This is a genomic window from Psychrobacter sp. AOP3-A1-26 (assembly GCF_052378235.1).
Taxonomy (GTDB): Bacteria; Pseudomonadota; Gammaproteobacteria; order Pseudomonadales; family Moraxellaceae; genus Psychrobacter.
The window spans coordinates 1-12,341 of record NZ_JBQSXN010000090.1 but is presented as its reverse complement, the minus strand read 5'-3'; the positions used below and the strand labels follow the sequence as shown (position 1 = coordinate 12,341).

The 12,341-nt window shown below is 42.2% G+C and carries 12 protein-coding genes and 1 pseudogene; 8 read left to right on the top strand and 5 right to left on the bottom strand.

Going from position 1 to position 12,341, the window contains the following annotated elements; translation table 11 throughout:
- A partial coding sequence (locus ACT3TU_RS12130) for a DMT family transporter (RefSeq protein WP_444784416.1) occupies positions 1–687 on the top strand: 687 nt, incomplete at its 5' end.
- A 219-nt stretch (positions 688–906) separates the two neighbouring features.
- On the opposite strand, the pseudogene ACT3TU_RS12125 reads toward ACT3TU_RS12130, so the two are convergent.
- The 4 genes and pseudogenes from ACT3TU_RS12125 to fumC all read right to left on the bottom strand — a co-directional run.
- Positions 907–1,086, bottom strand: a pseudogene (locus ACT3TU_RS12125) (class II fumarate hydratase); the annotation flags it as partial.
- A complete protein-coding gene (locus ACT3TU_RS12120) occupies positions 1,064–1,363 on the bottom strand; it encodes a HigA family addiction module antitoxin (RefSeq protein ID WP_192528727.1) in 300 nt (99 codons plus the stop codon). The pseudogene ACT3TU_RS12125 and the gene ACT3TU_RS12120, both read right to left, overlap by 23 nt.
- 301 nt (positions 1,364–1,664) lie before the next feature.
- Complete coding sequence (locus ACT3TU_RS12115) at positions 1,665–1,943, bottom strand: type II toxin-antitoxin system RelE/ParE family toxin (protein WP_192524368.1); 279 nt, start codon at positions 1,941–1,943, stop codon at positions 1,665–1,667.
- 292 nt (positions 1,944–2,235) lie between these two features.
- Positions 2,236–3,639 (bottom strand): class II fumarate hydratase, encoded by a 1,404-nt coding sequence (gene fumC, locus ACT3TU_RS12110; protein ID WP_192528728.1) that lies wholly within the window; start codon positions 3,637–3,639, stop codon positions 2,236–2,238.
- Positions 3,640–3,849: 210 nt separating this feature from the next.
- Here fumC and ACT3TU_RS12105 point away from each other — a divergent pair, with 210 nt between their 5' ends.
- From ACT3TU_RS12105 to ACT3TU_RS12090, 4 genes are all read left to right on the top strand, one after another.
- The gene (locus tag ACT3TU_RS12105) at positions 3,850–4,488 is read left to right on the top strand and encodes a 5-formyltetrahydrofolate cyclo-ligase (protein ID WP_192528729.1); all 639 of its coding nucleotides are present in this window, start codon (positions 3,850–3,852) and stop codon (positions 4,486–4,488) included.
- Positions 4,488–4,730, top strand: coding sequence for a hypothetical protein (locus ACT3TU_RS12100; protein ID WP_192528730.1), 243 nt, complete (start codon positions 4,488–4,490; stop codon positions 4,728–4,730). The genes ACT3TU_RS12105 and ACT3TU_RS12100 overlap by 1 nt, the downstream gene beginning before the upstream one ends.
- 108 nt (positions 4,731–4,838) lie before the next feature.
- Positions 4,839–5,024 (top strand): type II toxin-antitoxin system HicA family toxin, encoded by a 186-nt coding sequence (locus ACT3TU_RS12095; RefSeq protein ID WP_192528731.1) that lies wholly within the window; start codon positions 4,839–4,841, stop codon positions 5,022–5,024.
- Positions 5,025–5,124: 100 nt separating this feature from the next.
- On the top strand, positions 5,125–5,529 hold the full coding sequence (locus tag ACT3TU_RS12090) for a type II toxin-antitoxin system HicB family antitoxin (RefSeq protein WP_192528732.1): 405 nt from the start codon (positions 5,125–5,127) through the stop codon (positions 5,527–5,529).
- 74 nt (positions 5,530–5,603) lie between these two features.
- On the opposite strand, the gene ACT3TU_RS12085 is transcribed toward ACT3TU_RS12090, so the two are convergent.
- On the bottom strand, positions 5,604–6,965 hold the full coding sequence (locus tag ACT3TU_RS12085) for a Na+/H+ antiporter family protein (RefSeq protein WP_192528733.1): 1,362 nt from the start codon (positions 6,963–6,965) through the stop codon (positions 5,604–5,606).
- Between the two features lie 497 nt (positions 6,966–7,462).
- On the opposite strand from ACT3TU_RS12085, the gene lon reads away from it, so the two are divergent.
- From lon to ACT3TU_RS12070, 3 genes are all read left to right on the top strand, one after another.
- Entirely contained in the window at positions 7,463–9,895 is a 2,433-nt protein-coding gene (gene lon, locus ACT3TU_RS12080) for an endopeptidase La (protein WP_192528759.1), read from the top strand.
- Positions 9,896–10,033: 138 nt separating this feature from the next.
- Complete coding sequence (locus ACT3TU_RS12075) at positions 10,034–11,083, top strand: META domain-containing protein (RefSeq protein ID WP_192528734.1); 1,050 nt, start codon at positions 10,034–10,036, stop codon at positions 11,081–11,083.
- Between the two features lie 52 nt (positions 11,084–11,135).
- On the top strand, positions 11,136–12,290 hold the full coding sequence (locus ACT3TU_RS12070; protein WP_192528735.1) for an META domain-containing protein: 1,155 nt from the start codon (positions 11,136–11,138) through the stop codon (positions 12,288–12,290).
- The last annotated feature ends 51 nt before the right edge of the window (positions 12,291–12,341 follow it).

Here is a 12,341-nt window from a genome sequence, read left to right as displayed (position 1 = left end):
CATTTTTTATTTCCCAAACGTCTCAAATTACATGTAGTAAGAAATCTATTTCATTTTGCAGGACAATACGGTTGGTTCTTAGGCATAGGGCTACTGCCCTTAGCGACCGTTTTTGCTATTGAATTCACTGTCCCTTTTTGGACGATAATTATATCGTATCTTTTCTTAAAAGAGTCTATAACTGTCAAAAAAGTTGCTGCCGTACTATTAGGTATTCTAGGGGTAATAGTCATCGTACAACCTAATACAGAGGGCGCCAACTATGCGTCACTAATCGTTCTGGGTGCAGCTATTTGCTATGCCTTTTCTCATGTTTCCACAAAATCATTATCTAATAGCGAAAGCCCAATAACCATCATTTTTATGATGTGTCTGCTTCAAGCGCCTTTAGGATTACTTTTATTTATAGAAGGCTGGACAACGCCGTTAGATATTCAGTGGCTATGGCTTATAATTATAGGAGTGACAGCCCTATCAGCACATTATTGTATGACCAAAGCCATGCAACATGCAGAGGTCACATTCGTTGTAACCATGGATATGTTTAGATTACCGCTAATCTCAATCATTGGTGTGCTGTTATATTCTGAAAGTTTTAGCGTGGCCTTAGTCATCGGTATAATACTGATAATGGCTGGTAATTCATTAAATATATACTCTAAGAATACAGATAAAGTAAGACAATAGATAAAGACAGTATTGCCCGATAGCGAACTTAAGTATATTTAATCAGTTTAACGTCCTCTAAGAATCGAAAGAACAAAAAAAAGACCTCGCCACATTAGATGACAAGGTCTTTTATTAAGTCAAAGTATCAACTTTAAAAACTTGAGTTGTAAGGAATACAAGCACTACTAATTTAGGGTTAGCTTATATAACAATGCTAATCAGGTTTTTAGATTGATATTAAGAAGGATGCACCATATCTGCTGGCGTCACCCACTCATCAAACTGTGCTTCAGTTAACAGCTCTAACTCAACCGCTACTTGCTTCAAGGTTTTGTTTTCTTTATAAGCGGTCTTAGCGATTTTCGCTGCCTTTCTCGTAGCCACAATACGGGTATTAAGCATACTCAATAGGCTCAATCTCATCTAAAAAGTGTAAGTCATCAGATTCAACTAGACGTAGCTCATAAGTGGATTGTAGATTTAGCCAGAACTGAGCATTACCACCAAAATACTTGGCTAAGCGCAATGCTGTGTCTGCGGTAACGCCTCGCTTCTCACGTACGATCTCATTAACACGCGCAGGCGTAACGCCCAGCTGGTTTGCAAGCGCAGTGGCGCTCATATCGAGCGGCTCAAGAAAATCTTCTCTTAATACTTCACCAGGATGAATTGGGCGCATACCATTCTTAATCATGAGTTTCTCTCCCTCTCTTATTGTTCAGCTAGATTAAGGGCTGTATAGAATTCAGCTAAGGAACTAACAGAGACTATTTTTTAGGCAATTCGACGCCAAAAATAGTAAGTTTAGTCATTCTAAGCGCGATAGTTTTGGCTATGAAGTGGCAAAAAATAGTCCTGTTCCTTCGGACTGATGCTAAAATCGCCCCAGACGTTGTTGTAAATCTAGCTAAGGTCTCGACATTACCTTCGATTTACGCCTAGTCTGGAATTATTTTAGCGATCAGCAGTCCTAATAGATGAATTCTATACAGCCCCTAATGATAATCGATAATTTCTATATCTGTAGCACCCTGCTCTGTCCAAACAAAGCATAATCTCCATTGAGCATTAATTCGTATACTGTGCTGACCTTCTCTATCGCCATGCAAAGCTTCTAAGCGATTGCCCGGTGGTGCTCTTAAATCTTCAAGCACAGTTGCATTGTCTAACAGTAGTAACTTACGTTCTGCAACATTTTTTATTGCAGACCATCGCTTTGTCTTTCCAGTAGAAAAAAGAGTTTGGGTGTCACTACATTTAAAATTAACGATCATACAAATCTCAACACCTTTATATTTATTATTGGTTTGTAGAAAATTAATATATTTTTATATTGTATATCGATAAGCGATATATATCAATGGTAAAACCTGAATCATAGAAAACCTCATTTTACACACCAATTAGATATTTATACGTTGGCGTTGCTGTATGGGCCGCTCTGGTTTAAGTTATCATAATAGAAAAGACCTTGCCACATTAGATGACAAGGTCTTTTATTAAGTCAAAGTATCAACTTTAAAAGCTTGAGTTATAAGGAATACAAATCAGACTTATAGATTGATATTAAGAAGGATGTACCATATCAGCTGGCGTTACCCACTCATCAAACTGCGCTTCTGTTAATAGCTCTAGCTCAACCGCTACTTGCTTCAAGGTTTTGTTTTCTTTATAAGCAGTCTTAGCGATTTTCGCCGCATTTTCATAACCAACATGACGGTTCAATGCAGTCACTAGCATCAGTGAGTTATGCAAGAAGTCATCGATTTTATCTTTCACTGGCTCGATACCAGCCGCACAATTGTCGTTAAAACTATTGCACGCATCACCAAGTAGCTTGATAGATTGCAATAAGTTAAAGGCGATCACTGGCTTATAGACGTTTAGCTCAAAGTTACCTGACGCGCCAGCCATACTGATAGTGACATCGTTACCCATCACTTGCGCCACAACCATGGTCATCGCTTCTGACTGGGTTGGGTTTACTTTACCTGGCATGATAGAAGAGCCTGGCTCATTTTCAGGAATCGTCAACTCACCCAAACCACAACGAGGACCTGATGCCAACCAACGTACGTCGTTAGCGATTTTATTTAAGCTACCTGCTAGGGTTTTTAAGGCACCAGAAGCAAATACTTCGGCATCACGAGCGGCTAGTGCTTCAAATTTATTCGGTGAGGTCACAAAAGGCAGACCAGACAATGTTGCCAATTGCTCAGCGGCTTTTACCGCATAATCAGGATGGGCGTTTAGACCTGTACCAACTGCCGTTCCACCTAGTGGCAATTCATACAGGCCTTGTAGCGCGTTATCGATACGCGTTAGCGAGTGGTCAAGTTGGCTGACATAACCACTGAACTCTTGACCTAATGTCAAAGGCGTGGCGTCTTGCAGATGCGTACGACCGATTTTAACAATGCTATCAAACTCTTTGGCTTTAGCATCTAGTGTATCGCGCAATGCTTTTACCGCTGGAATCAATAAGCCATTAATTTCACGCGCTGCCGCCACACGAATCGCGGTTGGGAAGCTGTCGTTAGTAGATTGAGCATGGTTGACGTGGTCGTTTGGGTGAATCGGCGTGTAGCTGCCGCGCTCATTACCAGCGATTTCGTTGGCACGATTGGCCAATACTTCGTTCATGTTCATGTTTGACTGGGTGCCAGAACCGGTCTGCCAGACAACCAATGGAAACTGATCCGTTAGACCACCATTGATAATTTCGTCAGCGGCTTGGACGATTAAATCGCGTTTATCACCTTCGATACGCTCAAGGCCAGCATTGGTAATCGCAGCGGCTTTTTTGACCAGTGCCATCGCTTCAATCATCGGTCGCGGCAAGGTTTCACCACCAATCTTGAAGTTCTCGCGGCTACGCTGGGTTTGTGCACCCCAATATGCATCAGCTGGGACTTCCACGTTGCCCATGGTATCTTTTTCGGTACGAGTTGCCTGATTCTGTGTCGACATAACTACCCTCTTCGATGGTTTGTTGATAAATGATTTGTTGATAAATGCTTGAGCATAAAATACAACAGCGGTTACACATAAAGAAAAACACGATATAAAGTGGCGTTATGATAGCATGACTAGGCCGTGTTGAATATTGACAAATAGCCACTACCGCTATCTAAAAGCGCCAGCCACCATCAATTCCCTACGTTACTGGATACTCTACTTATGCATCCTGACATAAATAATACTGAGAAAAATGCATTAAAAACAAGCAATCCGCCAAGACGACATTTTACTCGCCAGCGCCGTCAGTTAAGCGAAAGTGAACGCAGGCAGCTTGCCCATTCTGCCAGCTTGCATTTAATCAAGCTGCAACAGCGCCTGCCAGCCAACGCTCGTATTGGCTTGTATTATGATGGTTTTGGCGAGCTACCGACTCAACCACTACTAGACTGGATAACTCGCTTAAATTATCAGCCGTATCTGCCAGTGGTTGGCTCGCTCGGTCGTAATGATGATAAACGCTTGCGCTTTGTGCCTATTTATCACAACAAATTAATCAACGTCCCGACACGTATCCATAGCTTAGGTATGAAACAAAACCATCATCGCCGGTTGCTATGGGCGGCAGAATTAGATGTCATTATCTGTCCATTGACAGCGGTTGATAGTAATGGCAATCGCATGGGTATGGGTGGTGGGTTTTATGATACGACGCTTGCTAAAAGCTATCAATCAGGGGCAAAAAAGCCGTTAAAAATTGGCTGGTGTTATGATTTTCAAGTGGTGGAACAGTTGGCGCGTCAACCGTGGGATGTGCCATTAGATGGTTTGATTACCCCTAGTGGGATACGGTGGTTTTGATGAAAGATAACTCTAAAAGTAATAGTGACGATAAATCTAGCGCAGATAGCGTTGCCGATTATCTGCAAACGTTAGCTAATAAAGAGGGAGAACGTGAGCAGCTATATTATAGTCAAGAGCAAGAGTTTAATTCTGATGAGTTGGCACGGGTTATCAATGAAACGCGCTTAAATGAGCTATTGGTGCAAAGTGATGAGTTTTTGCGCGGTTTGGGTGTTGAGATTGAGGGTTTTGAAGATTAACGATCTTCTTTAATATTCAATACACACTTCTACACACAGAAATACAGCATTAATTATAAATTATGTGTAATAATACACACATCCAATTAGTATCCTTGAAGAGAATCCATGAAAAGTGGTGAACTAATCAAGTTGCTTAAAGAGGATGGTTGGATAGTTGATAGAGTTAAAGGAAGTCATCATATTTTGAGAAAGGAAGGCGTTGATAGCATTATTTCAATCAGTCACCCTGAAAAAGATGTGTCTCGGCATCAATTGGCTCAAGCAAGACGTATTTCTAGTTTGAAACTTTAAGCAACTCCAACCTTTTAACAAAGGTTGGTTTTTACTCTTCATAAAAACTTTCTCTATCCTATTTAAATTTATTAATAAGATAATATTCATAGGGGGTTATATGTTAAATTATCCCATCGCTATATTCAAAGACGAAGGCATGGACAACTATGCAGCTATTGTTCCTGATATTGACGGCTGTTTCCCTTTAGGAGATACCATCGATGACACAGTGCAAGAAGCGCAGTCCTTAATTTACGATCATATCGAATATATGCTAGATAAAGGAATGAGTTTTGACTTTCATACTAGTGATATAGAAACATTAAGAATGAATGCAGATTTTCAAGATGCTTTGGCTTGGGCTATTGTAAATATTGATGAAAGCAAGTTTTCAACTAAGCAAGTACGCTTTAATGTTAGTTGGCCTGAATATTTATTACAGCGTGTTGACAGTTATGCTGAAAAAAACCACGAAACTCGCTCTGGGTTTTTAGCAAAAGCAGTACAAAAAGCTTTAGTATGAAATTATCGATTTGAAATAAAAAAGCTACCTATTCGGTAGCTTTTTTTATGGAGTATAGTTCTATAAAACACAACCTACAACACCATCGCCGCAATCCAACCAAATACCAATAGTGGAATGTTGTAATGCAAGAATGTCGGTACCACGCTGTCCTTGATATGGTCATGTTGACCGTCAACGTTGAGACCAGAAGTGGGTCCAAGCGTCGAATCTGATGCTGGAGAACCTGCATCACCAAGCGCGCCAGCCGTACCAATAATCGCAACCGTAGCTAGTGGTGAAAAGCCTAACGAGATACATAGCGGCACGTAAATAGCGGCAATAATTGGAATGGTTGAGAACGATGAACCAATACCCATCGTGACGACTAAACCTATGCTTAACATCACTAAAGCAGCAATGGCCTTATTACCCGCAAACAAGTTCGTCGCCCCATCAATCAGCGGTGCGATTTCACCAGTCGCTTTCATCACTTCGGCAAAGCCCTGCGCGGTAATCATAATAAAGCCAATCATCGCCATCAGCTTGATACCGTCATTAAACACCGTATCGGCATCACGCCACTTGACCACGCCCGTCGCCATAAACACCCCAAAACCAAACATCGAGCCAAGCAATAGCGAATCAGTATAAAGCTGCACTACAAAGGCTGTCACAATCGCAGCAATCGCCACCAGTGTTTTAAGCTTACTTTGTGTTTGTGCATCTGCCGCTGTTTTGCTTAATGCATCACCTTCTACGACCGCATCGCGAGCGTCTTTATCAATGGTTAATTGGGCATACTGGCGCGGTTTACGGTAGCTAATAAATATCGCCACTAGCAAACCTACAAACATGCCCAGTGCTGGAATCGCCATCGCTTTGGTGACTGAAATATTTGCCACATCAATGCCCGCTTCGCCGACATTTTTTAGCATGATTTGATTAAGATAAATATCACCAAATCCATAAGGAATAAACATATAAGTGGTGACCAGTCCAAAAGTAATCAGACACGCAATCAGACGTCTATCAATCTGCATCCGGTTAAATGCCAATAGTAAAGGCGGCACTAATAGAGGAATAAAGGCGATATGTATGGGAATTAAATTTTGGCTAAAGCAGCTCATCATAACGAGGCCTGCAAACAGCATATATTTAATCATGCCACTGGTGCCGCCAGCATCAATGCGTTTAATCACTGCACCGGCCAGAGATTGCGGCAAGCCAGAATGCGCAATTGCCACCGCAAAAGCCCCAAGTAACGCATAAGATAAGGCAATTTGTGCCCCATTACGGATGCCTTCTTGAAAGGCATTTAAAGTATCGGTCACACCAAGACCAGCGATGAGTCCACCTGCCAGCGCACCGATTAACAAGCTGAGTACCACGTGTACCCGCGCCAAAGATAGCCCTAGCATGATGACGACTGCCAGTAACACCGCATTGATGGTCATATTTTCGCCCCTTGCTCTCTGTTTTGTGGCCCACTCTCGACCTTTTATTGACCTATTTTTTCGCCGCAGTCTGTTAATCCACACAGCCGTTATACGTGCGTAGCGGTTAAGATGCGCGTCAGTTTACCTGATTTTGTACAGAAATCCCACGCGTAGAACCTAGCAGACATAACCGAACGCGCAAATAAACCCACAATATTACCTTTACTGTTAGCGAATAAGCCTTGCAATTTTGTATAGCAGCACCATTTATCTAAACATGAGACACTAACTTGACTTTACAAGTCTGGTGAACGAGGAAAGAATATATGAGTGAACATAAAATTGCCCAAGACAATATCGACATTGATGTCGACGTTTCATCTAGCGTTGCTGATGATAATGCATTAGAAAAAGAGCTAGATGCAACGTCTGATACTGATAACGTTGACAACACTGAAAAAAATGATAGCGAAAATAGCAGTATTTCAGACGATGATGCTGCAGATGACAATGCTATTAAAGATGACGGCTCTGAAAACTATCTGCCGCTACTAGCGTTGCGAGATGTCGTGGTCTATCCGCACATGCAAATTGCTTTATTTGTCGGTCGTGCACCATCGGTAAAAGCCGTTGAATTGGCACAAGCCGAGTACGGCAATAAAGTATTGGTCGTTGCCCAAAAAGACTCGCTAACCGAAGATATTGATCAAGACAACTTATACCAGTACGGTACGGTCTGCCGTATCGTTAGCACCATGCCGCACGACAGCGATGAAAACTGCATCAAAGTATTGATTGAAGGTCAGTACCGCGCACGTGTTGATAACATCGAAAATCACGACGAGTTGTTAATGGCCAGCTTTGATCGCGCTGACCTCGATGTCAGCATGGACGAAAGCCAGCAGAAAAATACCATTCAAGCCTTAACCACCCTATTTGAAAGCTACGCCGATGCGCGCTTGCGTAATGCTCGTGAGCTAACGCGCGTGGCGCAGCGTATCGATGATTTGCTTGAGTTGGTCTACTTTATCTCAACGCGTGTCTCGATGGACCTTGATGTGAAACAGTCGTTCTTAGAAGAAAACGACATCAAAACCCACATCAATACCTTGACTGAATATTTGGTCAAGCAAAGCGCTGAGCAAAATATCGAACAAGACATCCAAGATGCCGTCCGTCTGCAAATGGAAGACAATCAGCGCGAATACTTCTTAAACGAAAAGATGAAGGCCATTAAAAACGAGCTGTCAGATATGAGTGACGGTGCGTTCGATGGTGAAGATGACGTGGCTGAGCTTGAGCAGCGCTTAGAAGAAGCTGATTTGCCAGAAGATGTGCGCAAAAAAGCCGAGCAAGAATTAAAAAAGCTCAAAATGATGCCGCCTGCCTCATCAGAATCATCAGTGGTGCGTAATTATATTGAGTGGATTTTGGACACGCCGTGGAATGCGACGACCAAAGTTTCTATCAATTTAGACAAAGCCAAAACCGTGTTGGACGAAGATCATTACGGCTTGCAAGATGTGAAAGACCGCATCTTAGAATACCTCGCCGTACAATCACGGGTGAAAAAACTGCGTGGTCCTATTCTTTGCTTAGTCGGCCCTCCTGGTGTCGGTAAAACCTCATTGGGCGAGTCAATTGCTCGGGCTACTGGTCGTAAATTTGTGCGTATGGCGCTGGGTGGCGTCCGTGATGAAGCCGAAATTCGTGGTCATCGCCGTACCTATATCGGCGCAATGCCGGGTAAAATCGTGCAATCATTGGCAAAAGTTGAAGTCAAAAACCCGCTATTCTTACTAGATGAAGTTGATAAGATGGCGCAAGACTTCCGTGGTGATCCTGCGTCAGCGTTGCTTGAAGTGCTAGATCCGTCACAGAACGATACTTTTAACGACCATTATTTAGATATGGACTTAGATTTATCGCAAGTGATGTTCATCTGTACAGCGAACAGTATGGATATTCCACCAGCGCTACTTGACCGTATGGAAGTCATTCGTCTACCGGGTTATACCGAAGAAGAAAAGGTCAATATTGCCCAGAAGTATTTGGTGCCAAAATCGATTAAAAATAACGGTCTCAAAGAAGGCGAGATTGAGATTGTCGAAGCAGCATTACATAGCATCGTGCGTAGCTATACCCGTGAAGCCGGTGTGCGTAACCTTGAGCGCGAAGTCAATAAAATCTGCCGTAAAGTAGTTCGCAATTCAGTTGAAAGTCATGGCGCTCGCGCTCCGAAAAAAGCAGAACGTCAGCTGGTTGTGGTCGATGACAAAAATATCGATGATTATCTAGGCGTGCATCAGTATGACTATGGTCTAGCGGAAGAAGAGCCTGAGATTGGTCGTATTACTGGTCTTGCTTGGACACAAGTCGGTGGTGAGCTACTGACTATTGAAGCGGTGGCAATGAAAGGTAAAGGCGAGCTGAGCTTTACTGGTTCACTCGGCGATGTGATGAAAGAGTCTATTCGCGCTGCTATGAGTGTGGTTCGTGCCCGTGGTGACAGCTTAGGTATCGACTACGAAACCTTTAAAACGACTGATGTCCATGTGCATATGCCAGAAGGTGCGACGCCGAAAGATGGTCCCTCTGCTGGTGGCGCACTGACCACAGCGCTGGTATCTGCTTTGACTGGTATTGCCATTCGTCCAGATATCGCCATGACAGGTGAGATTACCCTGCGTGGTAAAATCCTACGTATCGGCGGACTGAAAGAGAAGCTACTCGCGGCGCATCGCGGCGGCATCAAGCATGTGTTGATTCCAGCGACCAACGAGCGTGACTTGGCTGATATCCCTGATAACGTCAAAGAAGGCTTAACCATTCAGCCAGTCGCGACGATTGATGAGATATTAAAAGTTGCTTTAGTCAGCATGCCAACACCAATTAAGCCTGCAAAAGTCACGGTTGATAAAACCAAAGGCAAAGCGCTACATAATTAATTAAACCGTCAGTAATTTAGCCTTAGCAATTAAAAAGCCGCTTACAGCAATGTAGGCGGCTTTTTTTGGCAAAAATAAACAACAATTTAAGTAAAACCCTATGCTATATTTTAGACAAATGTTTATTTGGTAATAAAAATGAATTTAAATCGATTGGCTACTTTATCATTACTTGTAGGCTCATTATCGTCAGTGGCTTTAGTAGGCTGTCAGTCTACTAAACTGAGCCATTCAAACAAAATTGGTGCCGTTAATTCCGACACAAATAATGAAGACTGGTCAACCTCTATCCAGCAACCTTATCTTCTTCAAACTTTGACTAAGTATGACTGGCAATTAACGCAAGTGACTGGTATGAACAATAAAGGCCAACCTTTCAGGCATAAACCACCATTAATTATGGATATTCGTCCAAGTAGTTTATTATTTAAAGAAGGTTGTCATCGTTACAAATTATTTATTGAGAATGCCTATCCCACGCCATACCCCTACTCAATATCTCACCTTGTGGACTCTACTAATGACTGTGACACACAGAGTAACGTAGCGAGCAAAGGTGCTATCCAACAAAGCCTAGAGACCATATTTTCACCGAGATCAAATTTATACTTTAATTTTGAGCCAGTAACTCTTAAATCTAATTTTTTTATACCAAATTCATCAAAACAACTGGCATTAAATATAAATAATGATATGACACTTATATTTACTGGAATGCGTAAGCCTGAACAAAAAACATCAGGACTGCCCATTACTAATGAGTTAATTGAGCGCTATAGCTGGCGACTGATAAGCGCGGCCGATAATAAAGCTCAACTGATTGAACATTTTAATCAAGCAGAGACCCCTATCATTGGCAGATTTACGACAGAAGAATATCACCGCTTTGCTGGCTACTCTGTGGGCTGCAATGGCGCAGGTGGTCCTTATGCCATAACCAATAATCACAGGCTACTCATTGGTGGTGCGCCCAGTACGATGATGAGCTGCGGCGAGCAGATAGATAAAATAGAATCTGATTTTCGCAAATTAGTATCGTATAGCCAAAGCCAATTATTATTAACCAAAACTGCATCAAATAATGATCACGGCAATACAAATAATGAATTACCCTACAAGCTCATCCAAAAAATGGACTCAGGCGAGACTCTAATTTGGCAAAGTGAGACAAAAGACAGCTCACGATAATATTTAAGACGCTTATACGGATATGAATTTAATATAAAAATGGACAAGCATTATGACTCTTTCCTACCATTTATTAATACCAGCTCGTACGTTTACTTTAATAAGCATGTTTGGCGTGGCAGGCTTAGTCGGCTGTCAAACCATAGACGATAGCACCTTTATACCGATAACCGCTAAAGCGCCAAAACCAATAGATACCGATGAAAGAATCATCACGTTTCCACAAAGTGATGAGAATGAATACATAAGCTCTTGGAAATTGCCTGAACTACCCGTTGAAAGTCTCAATCGCTTTGATTGGAAGCTGGTGCGCTGGATAGATAATCAAGATGTGGTCACTCATGTTGATTCTGATGTTTATGCTGGGGGCGACGCTGTGCCGCCATTAATACTGGATGTGCGACCTAGTAATCTGGTGTTTAAATACGACTGTCAGCGTTATAGCCTGCATCATGACGGTTATCATAATTACACTTATAGCTCCTATGGCGTAACAACGACCACGCCAGAATCTTGCTTAATAAACGATACGCAAGCGGCTAGCGATATCTCGGATTATTTAACCCAACTATTCCCCAAATATGGCCGAGGTCGTTTTAACCTTAAAATTATCCCAACACCAAAACAGCAATCCTCAAAACAGCGATTATCACCTCTAAATAAACCAATCTCAAAAAAGCCAATTCCTTATGAGTTGGCATTAAATGCCCAAGATAAACAGTTTATTTTTGCAGCTATCCCAAAGAAATTGCAACCAACTACTGGTCTGCCGATTAGTTATGAGCTGTTAAAAACTTACCAATGGCGACTTGTTAGCGCGGTCGATAGTGATAATAAAGCCATTATTGAGATTAGTCGTCCAGGCTTTCCCGTCAGCGCCTATTTTGGTTATCCCGTATACAATGAGGAGCATCAAGTGGGGTTTGGCTCTGATTGTAATGGCGTTGGTGGACCATACATTTTGACTGCTGATAACATGCTATTAATCGGCTCAGGGGCACAATCGATGATGGGCTGTGGTCCGAAACGTGAAGCTGCCGAAGATAAAATTCGTGAGCTTGAACAGTTAAGCAAAAGCCAATTAACCTTACAACGGCTCCCAAATACCAATACTGATAATCCAAGCCTGCCCTATTATCTACTCACCCAAAAGCTCGATACAGGTGAAATATTGATTTGGAAAAATCAAAAGACGGTCACTCGTTAATCTAGAATCACCACAAAAAAAGCCAAGCATCAAACGCTTGGCTTTTTTTAT

Coding starts and splice junctions, on each gene's coding strand:
- ACT3TU_RS12120 (WP_192528727.1), bottom strand. CDS start 1,363: ATGATTAAGAATGGTATGCGCCCAATTCATCCTGGTGAAGTATTAAGA.
- ACT3TU_RS12115 (WP_192524368.1), bottom strand. CDS start 1,943: ATGATCGTTAATTTTAAATGTAGTGACACCCAAACTCTTTTTTCTACT.
- fumC (WP_192528728.1), bottom strand. CDS start 3,639: ATGTCGACACAGAATCAGGCAACTCGTACCGAAAAAGATACCATGGGC.
- ACT3TU_RS12105 (WP_192528729.1), top strand. CDS start 3,850: ATGCATCCTGACATAAATAATACTGAGAAAAATGCATTAAAAACAAGC.
- ACT3TU_RS12100 (WP_192528730.1), top strand. CDS start 4,488: ATGAAAGATAACTCTAAAAGTAATAGTGACGATAAATCTAGCGCAGAT.
- ACT3TU_RS12095 (WP_192528731.1), top strand. CDS start 4,839: ATGAAAAGTGGTGAACTAATCAAGTTGCTTAAAGAGGATGGTTGGATA.
- ACT3TU_RS12090 (WP_192528732.1), top strand. CDS start 5,125: ATGTTAAATTATCCCATCGCTATATTCAAAGACGAAGGCATGGACAAC.
- ACT3TU_RS12085 (WP_192528733.1), bottom strand. CDS start 6,965: ATGACCATCAATGCGGTGTTACTGGCAGTCGTCATCATGCTAGGGCTA.
- ACT3TU_RS12075 (WP_192528734.1), top strand. CDS start 10,034: ATGAATTTAAATCGATTGGCTACTTTATCATTACTTGTAGGCTCATTA.
- ACT3TU_RS12070 (WP_192528735.1), top strand. CDS start 11,136: ATGACTCTTTCCTACCATTTATTAATACCAGCTCGTACGTTTACTTTA.